Raw genomic sequence first — 21,321 nt, 5'->3', positions numbered from 1 at the left:
ACGTCCTTCCGTGGTGACCAGCACAAAGCGCCGTATGCCTGACAGGCGCACTTATGTTCTCGACACCAGCGTTCTGCTGGCCGATCCGAACGCCCTGAACCGCTTCGACGAGCACGAAGTCGTGCTCCCCATCGTCGTGGTCACCGAGCTGGAGGCCAAGCGGCACCATCCCGAACTCGGCTACTTCGCCCGGCAGGCCCTGCGCCTGCTCGACGAGTTCCGGGTCCGGTTCGGTCGCCTCGACGCCCCCATCCCGATCGGGGAACTCGGCGGGACCGTCCGTGTCGAGCTCAATCACTCGGACCCCAGCGTGCTGCCCAGCGGCTACCGCCTGGGGGACAACGACTCCCGCATCCTCGCGGTGGCCCGCAACCTGCAGGCCGAGGGATTCGACGTCACCGTCGTCTCCAAGGACCTCCCGCTCAGGATCAAGGCATCCTCGGTCGGTCTCCTCGCTGAGGAGTACCGCGCCGAACTCGCCATCACGGGCTCCTCCGGCTGGACCGGAATGTCCGAACTGACCCTGCCGGGCGAGCAGGTGGACATCCTCTTCGAGGAAGGCCACGTCTACGTCCCCGAGGCCTCCGACATGCCCGTGCACACGGGGCTGACCATCCACTCCGAGCGCGGCAAGGCGCTCGGCAGGGTGTCGCCCGACGGCAACATCCGTCTGGTGCGCGGCGACCGGGAGGCGTTCGGCATCAAGGGCCGCAGCGCGGAGCAGCGCATCGCGCTGGACATCCTCCTCGACCCGGACATCGGGATCGTGTCGATGGGCGGCCGGGCCGGCACCGGCAAGTCGGCGCTCGCGCTGTGCGCGGGTCTGGAGGCGGTCCTGGAGCGCCGCCAGCACAAGAAGGTGATGGTCTTCCGGCCGCTGTACGCGGTGGGCGGGCAGGAACTCGGCTATCTGCCGGGCTCCGAGTCCGAGAAGATGAGCCCCTGGGCACAGGCGGTCTTCGACACGTTGTCCGCGGTCGCCAGCCGCGAGGTCATCGAGGAGGTCACCGCGCGCGGCATGCTCGAAGTGCTGCCGCTCACCCACATCCGCGGCCGCTCGCTCCACGACGCGTTCGTGATCGTGGACGAGGCGCAGTCCCTGGAGCGGAACGTCCTGCTGACCGTTCTGTCCCGGATCGGCGCGAACTCACGGGTCGTTCTGACCCATGACGTGGCCCAGCGGGACAATCTGCGGGTCGGCCGCTACGACGGTGTGGTCGCCGTCGTGGAGAAGCTGAAGGGACATCCCCTCTTCGCCCACGTCACGCTGACCAGGTCCGAGAGGTCCCAGATCGCGGCCCTTGTGACCGAAATGCTCGAAGACGGCCAAATCTGAGGTAGTACCCGCCAGTTGGCGCCGTCCGGAAAGGCCAAGAGCCTATCCGGGCGGCGCCTTCGCGTGTCGCTGTTTCTCGAAATCACTGGCGTCAAACGGGATGTGAGCTTTCACACGCAACCCAGAATTGCCACCCGGCGTCGGGTTACGGCAGAGTCTCACTCCTGTCAGGCCCCGCATACGACACACCTGTACCCCCAGCGGTACGGCACCACAGCAAACTCCATAGTCGACGTCGTATGCCGCCCGAGTTCCACACGGCGCTCCCCGCAAGGGAGTTGCCCACCGGGCCCGCGCCTCCCGTGACCCCGCAGTACGGAGGCCAGTGCGCAGGGGCACGATTGCGTCCGCCAGGGTCACCGAAGCGGGCGATGCTGGAAGGAAACCGTGTGAGCCCGATTTCGGTCCGGGGATTCGCAGTGGCGTCGGCCACGGCAGTCACCGCAGTCGGAAGCGTCGTGGGCGTTGCCTCTGGCAGCGTCGCGCAGCCGAACGACGCCGAGGCGACGGCAGCCGACACGACGCTGCTCGCGGACATTCCCGCGGGCCAGCAGGCTCAGGTGCAGACCGCGTCCCTCACGCAGCAGGCCGACACCCAGGCCATCGCCGCGGACGCGAGCGCCAAGAAGGTCGCGGAGGAGTCGGCCCGCAAGGCCGCCGCCAAGTCCGCGATCGAGAAGAAGGAGGCCGCCGAGCAGGCGGCCAAGGAAGCCAAGGAGCGCGCCGAGGCCAAGGAAAAGGCCAGCAGGAGCTCCTCCAGCTTCCCGGTGCAGAGCTCGTACACCACCGCGCAGATCCAGGCGATGGCTGCCTCGATGGTGCCGAGCGGCCAGTTCCAGTGCTTCAGCAACATCGTGGACCACGAGTCCAGCTGGAAGTACACGGCCGTCAACGCCTCCTCCGGTGCCTACGGTCTCTTCCAGGCCCTGCCGGGCTCCAAGATGTCGTCGGTCGGCTCCGACTGGCGGACCAACCCGGCCACCCAGATCAAGTGGGGCCTCAACTACATGGACAGCCGGTACGGCAGCCCGTGTGAGGCCTGGTCCTTCTGGCAGGCCAACCACTGGTACTGAGCGCGCCCCGCACTCAACCTCGCGAAGCCCCTCCCCGTCCTACGGGGAGGGGCTTTTGCCCTGTACGGTCGCATCGACGACTCCAGGGGGAGTGGTGGCCAGAGACGGGGGAAGAGGACGGTTCATGTCGCGAGTGCCAGGGTGGCTCGGCCGGGTGGGTGCCCGGCTGACCGATATGGGAGAGCGCTTGGACGAGCGCCGCGCCGAAGTGGCGCGGGAGGAGGCCGGGACCGACACGGCCCCGCCACCTCCTGAACGCAAGCGGTCACCCGCCGGCCCCGCCGCCCGCCCGCCCGTCGTGCTGGCTCCCCGCCCCGATCCCGCGCAGGCCGTGCCGTGGGGCGTACGGGTCGCCGCCGAGGCCGGCTGGCGGCTGCTGATCCTCGCGGGCACCGTCTGGGTGCTGATGCGGGTCATCAGCGCCGTGCAACTCGTCGTCTTCGCCTTCGTCATCGCCCTGCTCATCACCGCGCTGCTCCAGCCGACGGTGGCCCGCCTCCGGCGCCACGGCGTCCCGCGCGGGCCGGCCACCGCGATGACCGCGATCCTCGGGTTCGTCGTCATAGGCCTCATGGGCTGGTTCGTGACCTGGCAGGTCATGGAGAACATCGACAACCTCTCCGACCAGATCCAGAGCGGTATCGACGATCTGCGCAACTGGCTGCTGAAGAGCCCCTTCCACGTCACCGACAAGCAGATCAACCAGATCGCCAAGAACCTGCGCGAAGCGGTCGGCGCCAACACCGACCAGATCACCTCCGCGGGTCTGGAAGGCGTCCAGGTCGTGGTCGAGGCCCTGACGGGCATCCTGCTGACGTTCTTCTCCACCCTCTTCCTCCTCTACGACGGACGGCGGATCTGGGAGTGGACGCTGAAGCTGGTCCCGGTGGCGGCCCGGCCGGCCGTCGCGGGCGCGGGCCCGCGCGCCTGGCGCACCCTCACCGCCTACGTCCGCGGCACGGTCCTCGTGGCCCTCATCGACGCCGTCTTCATCGGCGTCGGGATCTACTTCCTCGACGTCCCCATGGCCGTTCCGCTGGCCGTCTTCATCTTCCTGTTCTCGTTCATCCCGCTCGTGGGCGCGGTCGCCTCCGGTGCGCTGGCGGTGGTCGTCGCACTGGTCACCCAGGGCGTGTTCACGGCGGTCATGACGCTCGCGGTGGTGCTCGCGGTCCAGCAGATCGAGGGCCACATCCTGCAGCCGTTCATCCTCGGCCGTGCGGTGCGTGTGCACCCGCTCGCGGTGGTGCTGACGGTCGCGACGGGCGGCATGGTGGCCGGTATCGGCGGCGCGGTGGTGGCCGTACCGCTGGTGGCGGTGACGAACACCGTGGTGAGCTATCTGAAGGCGTACGCGGAGGAACAGACGGCTGCCGGTGCCGACGACGCGGCGACGGCCCCGGCCGTCGAGGACCCGGCGACGGAGGATCCGGCCGTCCGGAGCGAAGCCGAAGACGCGCCCCGGGGCGCACCACCCGGTGACACGGACGAGAACACCGAGGACTCCGCGCACCGGGACTGAGCGTTCGGGCAGCCGTGGCCCCCGGGTCGGTCGGGTCGCACGGGCGGGCCGGGGACGACGACGGCGCCCCTTCGTCAGCTCACCGGCGTGGGTGCCGGATCATCCGCAACTGCCCGTTGCCGACCGGGTACTTCGTCCGCCACGTCCCAGCCCGCCATCGGCCTCGTCCTGGGTACCGGCGCCGTCCGCCGCGGTGAAATCCGACGCCAATATTCGGTCAAACGATCGCCGAACGAAGTGTTTTGAAACGCCTGCGAACTCAACTTCCGTCAACTAGCGGCAGGTAGGAAATCGGCGCCCGGAATATGCGCCCGGACTGATACACATTCCCTCCTCAGCGCTATGCGTCAGGCGTATGTGCGAGGCGGCGGGGGGTGTGATGTCGGGCCACGAGAACCTGGCACTGGCCCTGGCCGCGTGCGGCCGTGACGGCTTCACCGGAGAGCTGCGGATCACCGGATCACCCGGCGGCACCTTCCACTTCGGGGAGGGCCGGGTGGTCGCCGTGGAGTCGCCCGGCGCTCCCGGACCCGAGGCGCTGCTGCTGCGTTCCGGACGGGTCAGCGGCGAGCAGTGGGCCCAGCTGGTGCGGGAGTCCGGCGGCTCGCGCTGGCCGGCCACCGCGCTCATCGCGCACGGCTACGCGGGGGCCGCGCAACTGCGGGTGGTGTGCGCGCTGGCCCTGCTCGACGCGGCCTTCGCGATGGCCGCCGGCCGGGTGCAGGAATGCGAACGGGTCGCCACCACGGAGCCGTTCGCGCAGGTCCCGGTGGGGGAGATGCCCCTGCGGCTGCTCCAGGACGCGACCCGCAGACTCATCGCCCTGGCCGCCCTGCCGCACCCCGTGCACCCCGACCGGGAACGGCCCGTGCCCGCCCCCATGCCCGACGGCACGGCCACCGAGTCCACCGCTCTGCGGCGCGATCTGCTCGCCCACGCCGACGGCCGCCGTACCGCCCGCGATCTCGCCTTCCGGGTCGGACGCGGCGTCTACACCGTCACCGTCGAGGTGGCCCGGATGCTCGACGAAGGGCTCCTGGTGTGTGTCGAGCCGCCCGAGCCGATCCCGGTCCGGGTGCTCCCGGACGGCCAGGGACTGCGCCAGCGGCAGCCGGTGCCCACCGAGCCGGTCCCGCCCGCTGAGCGCGCCGATCTGCCCCTGCGTAGACCAGGAAGCTTTTTCCGCCTCCGGAATGGAACACCGAAATGAAGCAGCCGATCAGATGTGAACAGAAATAGGGGAGTTGAGTATATGGATCACAAAGCCCTGGCGCTCGAAATGCGCGGTCTGCGCGAACAGGTCACCGGTATCACGGACACCGCGGTCGCCGCCGCGGACGGACTGCTCATAGCCGCCGACACCGCCGACTCAATCGACCCGGAAGGTCTCGCCGCGCTCGCCGCGGCCGGCCTCGGCCTCGCCCGGCGCACCGCCGAGGCGACCGCCCGCGGCACGCTGCGCCGGACGGTGACGTACGGCAGCCACGGCTGCGCCGCCTTCTACGCCGTCGGCGACACCGCCCTGATGGTCGTACTCGGCGACGAGGGCATGGACGTGGACCAGCTGCACCGGGCGACCCAACCGACCCTGAACCGGATCGGTTCGATCCTCACCGACAAAGCGACCGAGAAAGCACCAGAAGGAGTCTGAAGGGATGGCGACGAAGCGCATGGCCGCAAATTTCTCCGACCAGGTGATGGGCCTGGTCAAGTCCCTTCGTACCGACGCCCCCGACTGTGTCGCCTCCGGCGTGGTCGACATGTCCACGGGCATGCTGCTGTCGTACGAGACCGTCGAGAACCACCCGCCGGAGGTCCTGGACCTCCTGGCGGGCGCGACCCTCGACCTGTTCCAGGGCCGTACGGTCGTGATGATCGAGGACGTCTTCAAGGAGCGTCGCGGGATGGCCAGCGACAACCACTTCTTCCAGGAGATCCTGGTCAACAGCGAGAACCTCACGCACCTGTTCGTGCGGCTGAACGAACAGCAGGACGTCGTTGCCGTGGTGGTCTGCCGCAAGTCGGTCAACGTCGGCATGCTGTTCGCCCAGGTCCGGCGGGTGGTGCGGGAGTACAGCCTCTGAGCGGACGGCCGGCTGCGGGCGGCTACTCCGTCCGCAGTCCGTCCGGCCGCATCAGCCTGAGCAGCGGCGGCAGGCTCAGCAGGGTCACCGCGAGGACGACTCCCGCTCCCACGCCGATCATCGACAGCACGCTCGACCAGTCCACGCGTACGCCGGTGTTCGTCATCCGCAGCAGGACCACGCCCAGCGTCAGCCCCACCGCCGAGGCCAGCAGCAGACCCAGCGCGATCGGGATCGCCGTCTGCCACAGCACCGACAGGCTCAGGGTGCGTCGCCGGGTGCCGAAGGCGACCAGCGCCGACAACAGCTTCCTGCGCTCGCGCAGCTGCTCCAGCTGGGAGACCAGCAGGCTCGCGCCGATCAGGGCGAGGACACAGGCGGCGCCGACGAACAGGCCGGTGCGGATGGACTTGTAGCGGTCGTTGCTCTCGACGGACACCCAGGTCATCGGCTCTTCGAGCGGGGTGGTCCGGGCCGCGGTGTTGCGGACGTACTCGCGGGCGTCCGGCAGCGACTCGTCGAGCCGCAGATAGATCTGGCCGTCCACACCCGCCGCGGCCTTCGCCGAGAAGGCGGCTGGGGTGACGAGGAGGCCGCCGCGCCGGTAGCCCGTCGGGTCCGGGATGGACCGGGCCTGCTTGACGGCCTTCGGTACGGTCCAGGTGACCGAGGTGGGCTTGTCCGGGTCGCCGGAGGTGTCGAAGTAGAGCGTCTTGCCGGGCTTGGCCGCCACGCCCGACTCGCCGTCCGCGTTCTCCTGGGCGGAGGAGTTGCCGTCCGTGCCCGGTGTGACGTGGGAGGCGAAGACGTCGCCGTCGTGGCAGGAGGGCAGTTCGGCCACCTGTCGCAGGGACGTGCAGTCGGCGACGGTGACCCGGCTGAAGTGCGCGTCGTCCCCGGGCCCGTCGTTGGCGTAGCCCTCGTCGAAGGCGTACACGTGTTCCACGCCCTTGGTCGCCGAGAACTCCTTCGCGGTCGCGGCGAGCGTCTTCCCCTCCGGGACGGAGACCTGCATCTGCGCCCGGGAGACGTCGTAGCCGGTGTCCTTGGTGTAGTCGCCCTCGACGCCCGCGAAGAGCATCTGCAGCGCGATCGCGCCGGCCACCGCCACCGCGATGCCGTTGACCATCCGGGCCGCCGTACCGCTGCTCAACTGCAGTCTGCGCACGGCCAGTTGCCAGGACAGGGCGCCCGCGCCCAGCCGGGCCACGACCGCCTCGACGATCCACGGCAGCAGCGCGGTCACCCCGACCAGCAGCAGGACCACACCGCCGGTGACGAGGTACTGGTTGAAGTCGCCGCCGTCGCGGCCCTGTCCGACCATCGGGTAGAGCATCCCGAGCCCGGCCAGTGGCAGCAGCAGCCGCCACCACAGCCGGCGCCGCGCGGGCCTCGCCGTACGCACCACGCCCAGCGGCTCGATCACCACGCCGCGCAGGGCGAGCAGGGTCACCAGGACGGCCGCGGCGGGCACCGCGAGACCGACCAGCAGGGCGAGCAGGGGAGAGGGGTTCAGGTAGCTCGGGAACACGCTCTCCCCGAACACCTCGACGGAGCCCGCCACTTCACGGGCGATCAGGAAGAACCCGGTGCCGAGGACCAGCCCCAGCACCGCGCCCGCGAGCGCCTCGCCGGCGGCGATCCGGCGGGTCGAGCGGCCGTCGGCGCCCACCAGGCGCAGGGCCGCGAGCCGCCGGTCGCGCCGCTCGCCGCCGAAGCGCACGGCGGCGGTGATGAACACGGCGACCGGCATCAGCAGCACGACGAAGACGACGAGGACCAGCAGGACCAGCACCGGGTCGGTGCGTTCCTGGACCGGGTTCGGGTTCCCGAACCGCTCGATGCGGGTGATCTGTCCGCCGTCGATGCCGTGCGCGGCGAGTCCTTCGGCGCCCCGGTAGTAGGCGAGTTCGGCGGAACCGATCAGTCCGCTCTCGCCGATGGTGCCGACGATCCGCTGCGGCAGCCGTTCCCGCAGGAGCCTGCCGTCACCGGACGCCAGCAGCTTCTTCAGCGCGGGGGAGACCACCATCTCGCCGACCGCCGGGAACTTCCCGACCCCCGGCGGCAGGGGAGCCTTCGGCCCCTCGGGCTCCAGCTCCCGTCCGCGGATGCTCACGTCCCGGAAGGTGGTTCCGGTGGCCGCGACCAGCAGCGTGTCGGCCGCCTTCGGGGGGATCTTGTCGCTGTACGTGATGTCCGTGCGGGCGTCCTCGCGCTGGTGCCGGACCGCGAGTGCGCTCGGCAGCGCGGTGGTCAGCAGCAGCAACGCCACTCCGAGGCCGACACCGACCGCGGTCAGCAGGGCCCGGACCCATCCTTCGCGTCCGCCCGCGAAGGCGAACCGAACCCCCATGGCGAGGTCTCGCCACCACTGCCTGAGCGTCATACGACCCGCTCCATGTCCCGGGACTTCCCGTCCCGTACGACGATCTCGCGGTCGGAGTAGGCGGCGACCCGTGCCTCGTGCGTGACGAGGACGACGGCCGCGTTGGTGGACCGGGCGGCCTCGGTGAGCAGCTCCATGACCCGCTCGCCGTTGAGGGAGTCCAGCGCGCCGGTCGGCTCGTCGGCGAACAGCACGCGCGGGTTGGTGACCAGGGAGCGGGCCACGGCCACGCGCTGTCCCTGGCCGCCGGAGACCTCGCCGGGCCGCTTCTTCCTGAGGTCGTCGACCTCCAGGCGCTCCATCCAGCCCAGCGCCGCCTTCTCGGCCTCCTTGCGGGAGGTGCCGTTCAGCCGCAGCGGAAGGGCCACGTTCTCGACGCAGGTCAGCTCGGGGACGAGCTGCCCGAACTGGAAGACGAACCCGAACTCGGTGCGCCTGAGGGCACTGCGCTCGGCGTCGTTCATCGTGGCCATCTCGCGGCCGTTGTACGTGATCGAGCCCGAGTCGGGCGGCACGATCCCGGCGAGGCAGTGCAGCAGCGTCGACTTGCCGGACCCGGAGGGGCCCATGACGGCGACGACCTCGCCGGGGTGGATGGAGAACTGGGCGCCGTCGAGCGCGACGGTCGGACCGTAGGCCTTGCGCAGTTCGTCGGCGACGAGAAGGGAACCGGCCGGGGTCACTTGACCACCACCTCCGCGAGCTTGTCGAGACGCGCGGCGGTCAGTTCCAGCCAGCGCAGGTCGGCTTCCAGATGGAAGAGGGCGTGGTCGCAGATCAGCTGGTCCGCGAGATCGCCCTTGCGCTTGCGGTCGGTGAGGATGCGCATCATCCGCAGGTGCTCGGAGCGCTGTGTGTCGAGGATGTCGCCGGCGTCCCGGTGCGTGAGCAGCGCGAGGACGATCTTGGTGTACAGGGTGGACTGGAGATACGGCTCGGGCTTCTCCGGCGTCGCGAGCCACCGCTGCACGTCGGTGATCCCGGCGTCCGTGATGGCGTACCGCTTGCGCTCGGGGCCGCCGCCGGGCTCGATCCCGTCGACTTCGACGAGTCCGTGCTTCAGCAGGCGGGACATCGTCGAGTAGACCTGGCCGTAGTGCAGCGGCCGGTCGTGACCGAACTTCTCGTCGAAGGCCCGCTTGAGGTCGTAACCGTGCCGGGGGCCGGACTCCAGGAGCCCTAGAAGAGTGTGACCGATGGACATGGGGAGGACTGTACATGCGGTGTATACGTCATGTGTATACGCGGAGTGTGTACGCCGGGCCGGGGGGTGAGCAGCCGCAGGTGAGGGCCGATTGTCACGGTTCTGCTACGTGGCTTCGGTCGTCCCGGCCGTCCCGTCGTCCCTGTCGTCCGGATCGTCTTTGGGGGGCCGTCCGCGGCGCGGCAGCGGTCCGGTGTCGCCGGGCAGTCGGCCGGCCTCCTTCAGGGCCCTGCGCAAAAGGAACTCGATCTGCGCGTTCGCCGACCGCAGCTCGTCCCCGGCCCACCGCGCCAGTGCCTCGTGCACCAGCGGGTCCAGCCTCAGCAGCACCTGCTTGCGCTGCTGAGGCCGCCGCTCGGGGGAGCCCCCCTCGGAAGGTGCCGTCACTGGTAGAGCGTCCCGGTGTTGAGGACCGGCTGCGGCGCCCGGTCACCGCACAGCACGACCATCAGGTTGGACACCATCGCCGCCTTGCGCTCCTCGTCCAGCGACACGATGTCCCTCTCGGTGATGCGGGCCAGCGCCTCCTCGACCATGCCGACCGCGCCCTCCACGATCTGCCGCCGGGCCGCGACGACCGCCCCGGCCTGCTGCCGCTGGAGCATCGCCGAGGCGATCTCGGGTGCGTACGCGAGGTGCGTGAAGCGGGACTCGATGATCTGCACGCCGGCCGTCTCCACACGCGCGTGCAGTTCGGTGGCGAGCTTCTGGGTGATCTCGTCGGCGTTGCCGCGCAGTGAGAGGCCGTCCTCCTCGTGGGCGTCGTAGGGGTACTCGATGGCGATGTGCCGGACGGCCGTCTCGGTCTGGGTGGCGACGAACTTCACGTAGTTGTCCACCTCGAAGGTGGCCTGCGCGGTGTCCTCGACCCGCCACACCACGACCGCCGCCAGCTCGATCGGGTTGCCGTAGGCGTCGTTGACCTTGAGGACGGCCGTCTCGTGGTTGCGGACCCGGGTGGAGATCTTCGTGCGGGAGGTGAAGGGGTTCACCCAGCGAAGGCCGTCCTGGCGGATCGTGCCCCGGTAGCGCCCGAAGAGCTGGACGACCCGGGCCTCACCCGGGGCGACCGTGTTCAGCCCGCGCAGTGAGATCAGCGCGGCGACCAGCACGAGGACGCCGCCGGCCGCGAAGCCGGGGCTCTGTGAACTCGCCGCGAACAGCACGACGGCGGCCAGCAGCCCGGCCAGGCCCAGCAGCAGCGCGAGCGCGCCGCCGATGCTGTGCGCGGCGACCTCCCGTACGCGCGGCGCGGGCATCTCGGGTACGGAGTCATCCGCGGACATAGGTCTCCCCCATCGGTCGGAACTATCAGTCGGAGCTACGGCTAGGAGCTGTCGCTCGGAACTACGGCTAGGAGCTACCGGTAGGAACTCGGGTGAATCTATCGCTCGAGACTATCGAAGCTCTAGCTAAGTGATATCACTTTACCCCGCCTCCGCAACCTTCACACCCACCTGGGAGTCTGGTTCCAAGGGCACAGGTGCTGATTCTCACGCCCTGTGAAGCCCGGATCGAATGTCCTTTGTCATATAGAGCGGTGTTAGCTTTCTGAGCTGACCTGAGCCACGAACCTGTGTGGCCGCCGATGAGGAAGCGGAGCGAGTCGACCCATGGGACGAGCGGAAGAGAGAAGAGCACGTCAGCGCGGTGGCCGCCGCGCGGCGCCGCCCACGCGCTCGTCCGGGACGCCGAGCGAGGGCCTCGCGACGGGCGGCCGGGCCGCCGCGCGCAAGGCCGCGCAGGGCAAGAACGGCAAGAAGAACGCAAAGGGCGGTAAGAGCGCGATACGTCGGCTCTTCACCTGGAAGAAGATCCTCGGCGCGTTCCTCGGCTTCTGCCTGCTCGGCATCGGCGCCTTCATCGTGATGTACATGATGATCGACATCCCCAAGGGCAACGCGGCCGCACAGAACCAGAGCAACATCTACAAGTACAGCGACGGGTCGACGCTGGCCCGCGTCGGTAAGACCAACCGTGAGATCGTCGACCTCTCCAAGGTGCCCAAGCCCGTCCAGCACACTTTCGTGGCGGCGGAGAACAAGACCTTCTACACGGATGCCGGCGTCGACCTGAAGGGCACCGCCCGCGGCATCTTCAACACCCTCTCCGGCAAGGGCAAACAGGGTGGCTCGACCATCACCCAGCAGTACGTGAAGAACTACTACCTCGACCAGGACCAGACCATCACGCGCAAGCTGAGGGAACTGGTCATCTCGTTGAAGGTGGACCGCCAGACGTCCAAGGACGACATCCTCGCGGGCTACATCAACACCAGCTACTACGGCCGCGGCGACTACGGGATCCAGGCCGCGGCCCGGGACTACTACCGCGTCGACGCCAAGGACCTCAGTGTCCAGCAGGGTGCGTATCTCGCCGCGCTGCTCCAGGCCCCGAGCCAGTACGACTGGGCGGTCGCCACTCCCACCGGCAAGAAGCTGGTGCAGGAACGCTGGAACTACGTCCTGAACAACATGGTCGAGCAGGGCTGGCTGAACAAGACCAAGCGCGACGCCATGACCTTCCCGGTGCCCAAGGAGCCCAAGGCCGTGCCTGGTCTCGAGGGGCAGAAGGGCTACTTCGTCAAGCTTGCCAACCAGCAGCTCGAGAAGCAGCTGATCAAGCAGGAGGGCCTCACCCAGGACGAGGCCGAGGCCCGGGTCGAGAACTCGGGCTGGACCATCACCGTGAACATCGACAAGAAGAAGCAGGCCCAGCTGGAGAAGTCGGTCAAGACCCAGCTGATCAGCCAGCTCGACCCGAAGAAGCGGACGGTCGACAAGAACGTCCAGGCCGGTGCCGCCTCCGTCGACCCCAAGACGGGGAAGATCGTCGCCCTGTACGGCGGCGCGGACTACACCAAGCACTACATCAGCAACGCCAACCGCACCGACTACCAGCCCGCGTCGACGTTCAAGCCGGTCATCCTCGCCGCCGCCCTGGAGAACGCCTCCGAGACGCAGGACGGCAAGGCGATCGGCGCGAACACGATCTACGACGGCACCAGCAAGCGCCAGGTCGTGGACAGCAACGGCGACAAGGTCGGCTTCGGCCCCGAGAACGAGGACGACGCGGACTACGGCAAGGTCACCGTCCAGACGGCGATGGACAAGTCCATCAACTCCGTCTTCGCGCAGATGGGCGTGGACGTCGGCATGGACAAGGTGCTCGAGACGGCCACCAAGATGGGCATGGACACCGGCAAGCTCAAGGCGCTCCCCGCCTACACCCTGGGCACCATGGGCGCGAGCCCGATCCAGATGGCCGGCGTCTACGCCACGCTCGACAACCACGGCAAGCAGGTCACGCCGAGCATCATCAAGTCGGCGGAGCAGGGCGGCACCGAGGTCCAGATGCCCGACCCGATCGGCGAGCAGGTCATCAGCCGCGAGGCCGCCGACACGGTGACCTCGGTACTGACCGGCGTGGTCGACGACGGTACGGCCAAGGTGTCCGTGGCGCAGAACGCGGCCCGCGACGGCCGGAAGGTCGCCGGCAAGACGGGCACCTCCGACGACAACCTGTCGGCCTGGTTCACCGGCTACACCCCGGACCTGGTCACCTCGGTCGGCCTGTTCGGCGAGGACTACAAGACCCACGCGCAGAGCAAGATGTACAAGACCGCCGGCCTTCCCCGCGTCAACGGCGGTGGCTTCCCGGCGCAGATCTGGGCCGAGTACACCTTCGGTGTGGCGGGCGAGAACACCAAGTTCGACCTGGACACCGACCAGGGCGCCGCGGTCAAGCCGAGCTGGACGCCGAGCCCCAGCGCTTCGGTGTCCAACTCGCCGTCGGCGTCGGCGACCACGGAGAAACCGTCGGAGACCCCGACGACCCAGGCTCCGACGACCAAGCCTCCGACGTCGTCGTCGCCGTCCCCGACGAATTCGCCGTCGATCAGCCCGCCGGTGACTCCGACGGGCAACACATCCCCTCCGGAGAACCCGCTCGACCCGAACGACGACCAGTAGCGCAGACGCACGAAAGGGCGCCCGGTGATCACCGGGCGCCCTTCGCCGTTCGTGGACCGGACCGAGCAGTGGCGCGGTCAGTTCCGGTTCAGCTCGAACCACACCACCTTGCCGGTGCTGAGCCGGGTCGCGCCCCAGCGCCGGGCCAGCCGGTTGACGAGGTACAGGCCGCGCCCACCCTCGTCGGTGGCGCGAGCCTGTCGCAGCCGTGGCAGTTGCGGCACGTCGTCCCCGACCTCGCAGCGCAGCACATCGGTGCGCAGCAGCCGAAGCGTGACCGGCCGGGTCGCGTACCGCACGGCGTTGGTGACGACCTCACTCACCAACAGCTCGACGGAGTCGGTCAGATCCTCCATGCCCCACCGCGACAGCGCCCGCCGCGCGAGCCGACGCGCACGGCCGGGGGCCGCGTCCTCCGGCTCCAGGTACCAGTACGCCACGTCGCTCGGCGCGATCCCGTCGAAGCGGGCGGCGAGCAGCGCGATGTCGTCGTCCCGGTCGCCCGGGCCGAGCATGTCGAGCACCTCGTCGCACAGCGCCTCCAGCGGCGGCGGGTGATCCGGCCCGGTCAACTGCGCGGTCGCGGCGAGCTTCTCCCTCAACTGCTCTATCCCGGTCCACACGTCCCGCAGCCGTGACTCCACGAGCCCGTCGGTGTACAGCAACAGCGTCGCTCCGGCCGGGGCGTCCAGCTCGACGGCCTCGAAGTCGACGCCTCCGACACCGATCGGCGCGCCCGGCGGCACCCGGAGCACCTCCGCACGGCCGCCCAGGTGCAGCAGCACCGGCGGCGGATGGCCGGCGTTGGCGATGGTGATGCGGTGCGACACCGGGTCGTAGACGGCGTAGAGGCAGGTCGCCATGCGGTCCGTGCCGAGCCGTTGGGCCTGTTCGTCGAGGTGGTGCAGCACCTCCTGCGGGGGCAGGTCGAGCCCGGCGAGGGTCTGGGCCGTCGTCCGCAGCTGTCCCATGATCGCCGCGGAGGTCATGGAGTGGCCCATCACGTCCCCGACGACCAGCGCGACCCGGCTGCCCGGCAGCGGGATCGCGTCGTACCAGTCGCCGCCCACCCGGGCCGTCTCGGCGGCCGGCAGATAGCGCGAGGCCAGCCGTACACCGGTCGGCCGCGGGAGGGTCTCCGGCAGCATGGTGCGCTGGAGCTCGTCGGCGATGTACGCCTCACGGCCGTACAGGACGGCCTTGTCGATGCCGAGCGCGCTGTGCGTGGCGAGCTGGGCGGCCACCAGCAGGTCGTCCGGGTCGAAGGGGATGCGGTCGGGGCGGCGCAGGAACAGCGCGGCGCCGATCACCCGGCGTCGGCCGCGCAGCGGGGCCAGGATCGCGCGGCGCCCGGGCGGTACGGCGAACTCGCCGCCCTCGCCGAGCAGTTCCGGAAGCGCCGCGTGGGCCGCGGGAGTGTCCGTGAAGACCGGGCGCACCCCGCGCAGCACCTCGGCGAGCGCGCTGCCGGGCTGTACCTCGCACAGTTCGGTGCCGAGGGCGTCCAGTTCGGTCGGGTTCTCCGGCACCGGCACCGGCAGGATGCCGTCCTCCAGGTCCCGCTCCTGCTGCGGGATCCGGTCGCTGCGCCGCAGCCTCAGCACGAGGGGGCCGGTGGGCCGCTCGTCGCCGACCGGCAGCGGGTCGCGCAGATACACGAGGATCGCGTCGGAGAACGTCGGCACGGTCGCCCGGCACAGCCCCATGACGATCTCGTCCAGGTCTATGCCGCGGGCGATCCGGCGGGTCGCCGCGCCCACGAAGCGCAGCCGGTCCCCGTCCCGCCGCATGGGTGTGGGCCGGCCCGGGGACAGAGCCTGTCCGGTACGGCGTTCCTCGCTGCTGGCGCTGCTCTCCAGCCGGTCGTCCCCGCCGCCCGGCTGGACCGGGACCCCGTCGGAGACGGGCCGCGGGCGGTGCGTGTCCTGCTCCGCGGCGGCCGGCTGGGAGTGCTCGGGGCCGGTGGCCGCCGGGTTCATACCCATGTCCTTGTTGTTGCCGGTTCTGCCGGTCTTACCGGCCTTGCCGGTTGCGCTGTTGCTGCCCTGGGAGACGGGTGCCGTCTCCGGCGCGGTGTCACCGGAGCCGGCCTGGACGGGTAAAGCGGACGGCGCCTCGACGCCCTGGGCGGGTGAGGGCGCCAGGGAGTGCGGACGCGCCCCGCGGGGGTCCGTGGGGCCGACGCCCGGTTGGGGGCGTTCGAAGGAGGTCGGGTGCTCCGTCACGCGTGTCGAATCCGTCCGTCCGGGGCTGCACGCCGTACGCGCAGTTGGTCCCGCCGAAATCCCGATACCCGGAATGCGTGTCCCAGGAACGGAATTCCCGCGTGGTCAGGGGCTGCTCCTGCGTTGTTGGCGAAACGTCGGCCCGTACCGGTGTTGCCCTCGTACCCCACGCTCACGTCCTGCCGCCCCTCGGTGACGATCGGTCAAGCACAGTGCCCGATCCGGTAGTTGCCGCTGCGCACTCTTGCGGAGGACGATCCTACGTTTGCGGCCCGGGGGCGCATCAAGGGTCTCATGAGGACAAGTGCGCGGGCGTACGGTCCCAGTCTTCCGGAAGGAGCGGTACAGACCAGGACGGATCGGGCCGCCAGTCGGGCCAGCCGTCAGAGAACGGCGGGCCCCAGGCGCGGATCACGTCCACCGCTGACTGCCCCGCTTCCCTGACCTGACCTGCGAGTCGGGGTCCCATCAGCCCGTCCCGCTGGGCCTGGGCGAACTCGTCCTCGTCGAGCCAGTGCCAACTGCGGTCCGGGTGCACCGAGATGTCCAGGAAGTGGTCCTCGGAGTCCACGCCCTGGGCCCAACGCGTCAGCGGCTCCTCGAGGTTCACGTACCAGTTCTTGAACTGCCAGCCCGGTTCCCAGAACAGCCATACCGACCACGGCAGTCCGGGGCGCGCCAGCTTCAGCACCCCGGTGCCGAACCAGCGGCCCCGCTGCACGGTCCGCGGCTTGGTGTAGCGGGACTCCAGCGGCTCCGCGTGCACGGACGTGCCGTCGGCCAGCACCGGCTTCACACACTCGGTGCCCGGCGCCAGCCACACGGCGAGCAGATCCTCGTCGTCGCGTACGACGGTGACGGGGCGGACGATGTGGAAGTGCGCGCCGGAGTTCTCCCGGTAGCGCCACAGGATCTGACTCCCGGGCTCCCAGAAGGACGTCGACGTGCCCGCTTCCACCGCTCTCACCGCTCCACCGTCTGCCATGAAGAGATATTAGGTGCCATGGGCATACGACGCTGCGGCGCGCGTCACGGTTCACGCGGGGGACGGGAAAGGTTACGGCCGTGTCATCCGCAGGACATCCAGTGCCTCGTCCAACTGCTGTTCCGTCAGGTCGCCGCGCTCGACGTACCCGCTCTCCAGCACGACCTGCCGGATCGTCTTCAGCTCCGCGAGGGCCTTCTTGGCGACCTTCGCGGCCTCCTCGTACCCGATGTACTTGTTGAGCGGGGTGACCACGGAGGGCGAGGACTCGGCGTACTCCCGGGCGCGTTCGCGGTGGGCGACGATCCCGTCGACGGTCCGGTCGGCGAGCAGCCGGGAGACGTTGGCGAGCAGCCGGACCGACTCCAGGACGTTCTTCGCGATGACCGGCAGCATGACGTTGAGCTCGAAGTTGCCGGCCGCACCGGCGGTGGCGACGGTCGCGTCGTTCCCGACGACCTGCGCGGCGACCATCAGAACGGCCTCCGGGATCACCGGGTTGACCTTGCCGGGCATGATCGACGAACCGGGCTGGAGGTCGGGCAGGGAGATCTCCGCCAGGCCTGTCCGCGGGCCCGAGGACATCCACCGCAGATCATTGGCGATCTTCGTGAGTCCGACCGCGATGGTCCTGAGCTGCCCGCTGGTCTCGACGATCCCGTCCCGGGCGCCCTGCGCCTCGAAGTGGTCCCGGGCCTCGGTGAGCGGCAGCCCGGTGGTGCGGGCCACCTCCTCGATGACGGCGGCGGAGAAACCGGGCGGGGTGTTGATGCCGGTGCCGACCGCCGTGCCGCCCAGGGGGAGTTCGGCGAGCCGGGGCAGCGAGGCCTCCAGCCGCTCGACGCCGTAGCGGATCTGCGCCGCGTACCCGCCGAACTCCTGGCCCAGGGTCACCGGGGTGGCGTCCATCAGATGGGTCCGCCCGGACTTCACGACGTCCGCGAACTCCTCGGACTTGCGGCTCAGCGCGGCGGCCAGATGGCCGAGGGCGGGGATGAGATCCCGGGTCACGGCGGCGGTGGCGGCGATGTGGATGGAGGAGGGGAAGACGTCGTTGGACGACTGGGAGGCGTTGACGTGGTCGTTGGGGTGCACGGCACGGCCGAGCCGCTCGGTCGCGAGGGTGGCCACGACCTCGTTGGTGTTCATGTTGGACGAGGTGCCGGACCCGGTCTGGAAGACGTCGACGGGGAAGTGCCCGTCCCAGTCCCCGCGCGCGACCTCCTCGGCCGCGTCCTGGATCGCCTGGGCGATGTCCTTGTCGAGCACCCCCAGCTCGGCGTTCACCTTCGCCGCGGCCCCCTTGATGCGCGCGAGGGCCTCGATGTGCGCCCGCTCGATGCGCTGGCCGGAGACGGGGAAGTTCTCCACGGCCCGCTGGGTCTGGGCCCGCCACTTGGCGTCGGCGGGGACGCGTACTTCACCCATGGAGTCGTGCTCGATCCGGTATTCGCTCATACCGGGTACAGCGTGCGGGCCGGGCGCGATGTTCCCGGTCAGCGGGCCCGGAGCTGTTCGTCGAGACGTCCTAGCTCATCGAGGAGATCACTGTCACCCTGCCATCTGGTGAGGCGGGGGAGCGCCTCGACCGGGAGCCCGTGGATCTGTTCGGCGCCGGTGGCGGTGCTCTCCAGACGGGCGATGCACTGCCGCAGGAGCCGCCGGTCGAGGTCGAGAGGGGTGCCCCGGGGAACGTTCCGCACGCTCCACACGAAGTCGGTGGCCTCACTGGCCTCGCGGAGTGAGAACAGGGCGGCGAAGAAGGCGGGACCGCCGGCCCGGCCGCGCTGGAGGGCGCGGCTGAGCGTGCGGTGGCGGCGGATTTCGGCGAGGAGGACACGGATGATCATGTGGAGAGCCTTGTAGACACCTGTAGCGACCATCCATGCGACCACCGCAAGGGGAGCGGCGTATATCGCCATGAGAACGGGCCGAGGCAACGTGTATCCGCCCAGCACTTTGTCGACCAGAGCGGCGATGACACCGAACGCCGACAGGGCGGCCACGGTCAGCAGCGCGTTGCGCCAGAGTGTGCGCCATTTCCATTTCCGGGTCCTCAGCCACTCCCAGCACGGGTGATCCCTGCGGCCGAGTACGTACGGGACGACGAACAGGAGCCGTGCCCCTCGGAGGCTCCCGGCGGAATCGCCACGGTGAACGGCGTACAGCACGCTGGGTCCCCAGAGGACGGCCTGGCTCAGCAACAGACAGAAGGCGGCGGTCACAAGAGCCGGCACGATGTCGTAGGCCGCGATGCCCTGGATCATGGCTTTCAACCCTATTGCGCAGCACCCGAGAGCCATGGTGCTGACGACCCGCAGCATCGGGTCACTCTTCACATCGAGGAGGTCGGGCTCGATCAGCCCGGCGATCCTGTGTACCCGGCTCCTTCCCTTCCCATAGGAAACGGGCCTGCTGGACTGGTAGAGGCGGAAGACGATCCACGCGGGAAGGGCGAAGATCAGGAGTCCGGAGACGAGGGCCATGAGCAGACGCAGGACGTCTCCCGGCTGTTCGGTGATCGCTTGGAAGAGGGCGCCCGACCCTCCCAGCGCGACCACCCCGGCCCGGGTTCGGTCCACAACCCGCCGCAACCCGACGAAGTCGTCGTCCCCCCGAAGCCGTTGCAGGTCCACGTCCAGGGCCCGGGTCTCCGCGGGCGATGCCCGCCGCTCTCCGAGCCGGGTGATCAGCAGCCGGCGTATGGACGCCCGTACCTCCGCCGACAACACCGGGAGCGTGGCGCACTCTCGCAGCACTGTCATCCGCAGCCAGCCGCTCTCCACGGCGAAGGCATGATCGACATACGCCTGGCGGGTCTCCTCGGACAGCAGTGGCAGGCAGTCCAGTGCGAACTTTCGGTCGCTCACACTGCCCCGCTCCCATGCCGCCGCGACCAGTTCCTCGACCAGCGGTCGAACCAGCTCGTGCGGCCAGTCCGGTCTGCCTTGATAGGCGGCCGAGAGCAACTCGAGGCAGTGGACGGCCTCGGGTGACCACTCGAACCCGTCGGTGCCGGGTGCCAGGGCACGGTCCCGCTCGGCAGCCAGTACCTCGCCCAGGGCGGCCAGCAAGGGGAGGGTGACCTCGCGCGGGCCGTCCTGGAGCACGGTCACCGCGGTCTCCCGCCACCGCCCGCTGGTCGCCAGCTCGCGGGCCGGTACGGCGGACGGATGCGCGGCGACATAGCGGCCGCTGAAGTACTGGAGCACGCGACGGTGGCCGAAGAACACGGTTCGGCCGGTGGACTCCTCCGTCGAGGAGACCAGGATCCGTGACGCGGCGAGCGTCCGGAGCATGAGGTCGCGGGTCACGGAGCTGTCCGCCACCCGGGAGATCTCCTGAACATAGGTGTTCTCGTCCGCTGAGAGCCCGCCGCGGGTCGAGGTCAGCCGGTAGGCGAACTGTGCGAGGAAACCCTCCAGGACGGTACGCGCCCTGGGCTTGTCCGGTCCGGTCGGCGGCAGGGCCGCCCGCAGCCGGGACGCGGCGTACTCGGCGAACAGGGCGCTGGGCCGGTCCGGAAGGGCGCCGTTGTCGCGCACATAGGTCGCCAGCAGATGCAGGCTCAGCGGATTGCGCAACTCACCGGCGAACCCGAGGCGCGGATCCAGCAGGAGCGGCTGTACGAGCGCCAGGGCGTTGTTGTCGAGCTCCAGACCGCGCAGCAGGTCGTTCTGCTGCTGCGGGGACATCCAGAGAAGCTGGAGCCTTGTCCAGCCGGACGCGCGTGGCCCCTTGTACTCCCGTGTGGCGACCACGCACCGGCCGCCACCCCCGACGAGTTCGATGACCGTCTGGATGTACGGCGCGACCGCGGCGTCGATCGTCGGGCTGTCGAGCACGGCGGGGATCTCGTCGAACGAGTCGAGCAGCAGGGTGACCCGGCGATGGCGCAGGTCGTCCATGAAGGAGTGGGCGAGGTATGCCGCGACGTCTGCGCTGCCCCGCGGAGCCGTCTGCGCCAGGATGTACCGGCGCAGTACGTCCGTGTCGATCTCGTCCGGTCCCGCCCTGAGATCGCGGAGATTGACGTAGAGAGGCAGCGGCGCGGTGATGTTGCGCCCTTCCGCGATCTGCCGGAGTCGGGACATGGCGTGCCGGCGCAGCGCGACACTCTTGCCTGTGCCTGCACCGCCCTGGAGCAGAATGAGATCGGTCTCCGGGCGTGCCAGGACCTCGTGCAGGGGTCTTACGGCGCTGCGCCCGCGTCGACCCGGCAGGACTCGGCGGTGCGTCGGCGGGCGGCCGTCGACATCCTCGACGACTGCCGACAGATCGATCAGCTTGTTGTCCAGCCAGTGCATCTCATCGAGCGTGGCAGTCAGTTTGCGGAGCAGCAGACGGGCAAGCGACTTGCGGAATTCGGGACCCTCGGGTGGCGGAGGCGGACCAACGGCACGTGCCACCCCCACCTCGGACCGGTCTCCAGCGGCGAGGGGCAGGTGGACCTGCGCGTTGATGACGGTGTCCACGCTCCAGCGCTGCTGGTCGTAACCCGGCCGCCCCTCATCGGACCCCCGCATCGCACG

General features: G+C 69.7%; 16 protein-coding genes. 7 read left to right on the top strand and 9 right to left on the bottom strand.

The window, feature by feature from the left end:
- The first annotated feature begins 10 nt into the window (after positions 1-10).
- The 6 genes from ACFYRX_RS02025 (at position 11) to ACFYRX_RS02000 (ending at position 6,015) form a co-directional block, all read left to right on the top strand.
- Positions 11-1,336 carry a PhoH family protein gene (locus tag ACFYRX_RS02025; RefSeq protein WP_389095752.1) on the top strand — a complete coding sequence of 442 codons (1,326 nt, stop codon included), beginning with the start codon at positions 11-13 and terminating at the stop codon, positions 1,334-1,336.
- A gap of 389 nt (positions 1,337-1,725) precedes the next feature.
- Positions 1,726-2,409: a transglycosylase SLT domain-containing protein gene (locus tag ACFYRX_RS02020; RefSeq protein WP_389095750.1), complete on the top strand. Its 684-nt coding sequence runs from the start codon at positions 1,726-1,728 to the stop codon at positions 2,407-2,409.
- 124 nt (positions 2,410-2,533) lie between these two features.
- Positions 2,534-3,931, top strand: a complete 1,398-nt coding sequence (locus ACFYRX_RS02015; protein WP_389095748.1) for an AI-2E family transporter — start codon at positions 2,534-2,536, stop codon at positions 3,929-3,931.
- Between the two features lie 379 nt (positions 3,932-4,310).
- Positions 4,311-5,141 (top strand): MarR family transcriptional regulator, encoded by an 831-nt coding sequence (locus ACFYRX_RS02010; RefSeq protein ID WP_389095747.1) that lies wholly within the window; start codon positions 4,311-4,313, stop codon positions 5,139-5,141.
- A 42-nt stretch (positions 5,142-5,183) separates the two neighbouring features.
- A complete protein-coding gene (locus tag ACFYRX_RS02005) occupies positions 5,184-5,582 on the top strand; it encodes a roadblock/LC7 domain-containing protein (protein ID WP_389095745.1) in 399 nt (132 codons plus the stop codon).
- Between the two features lie 4 nt (positions 5,583-5,586).
- A complete protein-coding gene (locus ACFYRX_RS02000; RefSeq protein WP_389095743.1) occupies positions 5,587-6,015 on the top strand; it encodes a hypothetical protein in 429 nt (142 codons plus the stop codon).
- Between the two features lie 22 nt (positions 6,016-6,037).
- Here ACFYRX_RS02000 and ACFYRX_RS01995 read toward each other — a convergent pair whose 3' ends face one another.
- From ACFYRX_RS01995 to ACFYRX_RS01975, 5 genes are all read right to left on the bottom strand, one after another.
- Positions 6,038-8,404 carry an ABC transporter permease gene (locus ACFYRX_RS01995; RefSeq protein WP_389095742.1) on the bottom strand — a complete coding sequence of 789 codons (2,367 nt, stop codon included), beginning with the start codon at positions 8,402-8,404 and terminating at the stop codon, positions 6,038-6,040.
- Positions 8,401-9,087: an ABC transporter ATP-binding protein gene (locus ACFYRX_RS01990; RefSeq protein ID WP_389095740.1), complete on the bottom strand. Its 687-nt coding sequence runs from the start codon at positions 9,085-9,087 to the stop codon at positions 8,401-8,403. Before ACFYRX_RS01990 ends, ACFYRX_RS01995 begins: the two co-directional genes overlap by 4 nt.
- Positions 9,084-9,608 carry a PadR family transcriptional regulator gene (locus ACFYRX_RS01985; RefSeq protein WP_389095738.1) on the bottom strand — a complete coding sequence of 175 codons (525 nt, stop codon included), beginning with the start codon at positions 9,606-9,608 and terminating at the stop codon, positions 9,084-9,086. The genes ACFYRX_RS01990 and ACFYRX_RS01985 overlap by 4 nt, the downstream gene beginning before the upstream one ends.
- 105 nt (positions 9,609-9,713) lie before the next feature.
- A complete protein-coding gene (locus tag ACFYRX_RS01980) occupies positions 9,714-9,995 on the bottom strand; it encodes a hypothetical protein (protein WP_389095736.1) in 282 nt (93 codons plus the stop codon).
- Entirely contained in the window at positions 9,992-10,894 is a 903-nt protein-coding gene (locus ACFYRX_RS01975; RefSeq protein WP_389095734.1) for an SPFH domain-containing protein, read from the bottom strand. Before ACFYRX_RS01975 ends, ACFYRX_RS01980 begins: the two co-directional genes overlap by 4 nt.
- Positions 10,895-11,221: 327 nt before the next feature.
- Between ACFYRX_RS01975 and ACFYRX_RS01970 the strand changes: the two genes are divergently transcribed.
- On the top strand, positions 11,222-13,579 hold the full coding sequence (locus tag ACFYRX_RS01970) for a transglycosylase domain-containing protein (protein ID WP_389095732.1): 2,358 nt from the start codon (positions 11,222-11,224) through the stop codon (positions 13,577-13,579).
- A gap of 77 nt (positions 13,580-13,656) precedes the next feature.
- On the opposite strand, the gene ACFYRX_RS01965 is transcribed toward ACFYRX_RS01970, so the two are convergent.
- From ACFYRX_RS01965 to ACFYRX_RS01950, 4 genes are all read right to left on the bottom strand, one after another.
- Complete coding sequence (locus ACFYRX_RS01965) at positions 13,657-15,804, bottom strand: SpoIIE family protein phosphatase (RefSeq protein ID WP_389095730.1); 2,148 nt, start codon at positions 15,802-15,804, stop codon at positions 13,657-13,659.
- 292 nt (positions 15,805-16,096) lie between these two features.
- Complete coding sequence (locus tag ACFYRX_RS01960; protein WP_389095728.1) at positions 16,097-16,789, bottom strand: DUF402 domain-containing protein; 693 nt, start codon at positions 16,787-16,789, stop codon at positions 16,097-16,099.
- Positions 16,790-16,861: 72 nt separating this feature from the next.
- Complete coding sequence (locus ACFYRX_RS01955) at positions 16,862-18,247, bottom strand: class II fumarate hydratase (RefSeq protein ID WP_389095726.1); 1,386 nt, start codon at positions 18,245-18,247, stop codon at positions 16,862-16,864.
- A gap of 38 nt (positions 18,248-18,285) precedes the next feature.
- Entirely contained in the window at positions 18,286-21,315 is a 3,030-nt protein-coding gene (locus tag ACFYRX_RS01950) for an NACHT domain-containing protein (protein ID WP_389095724.1), read from the bottom strand.
- Positions 21,316-21,321 lie beyond the last annotated feature (6 nt).

This window comes from Streptomyces sp. NPDC005374, from assembly GCF_042872225.1.
GTDB lineage: Bacteria > Actinomycetota > Actinomycetes > Streptomycetales > Streptomycetaceae > Streptomyces.
The sequence above is the reverse complement of the archived record's forward strand: the minus strand, read 5'-3'. Positions and strand labels throughout refer to the sequence as shown.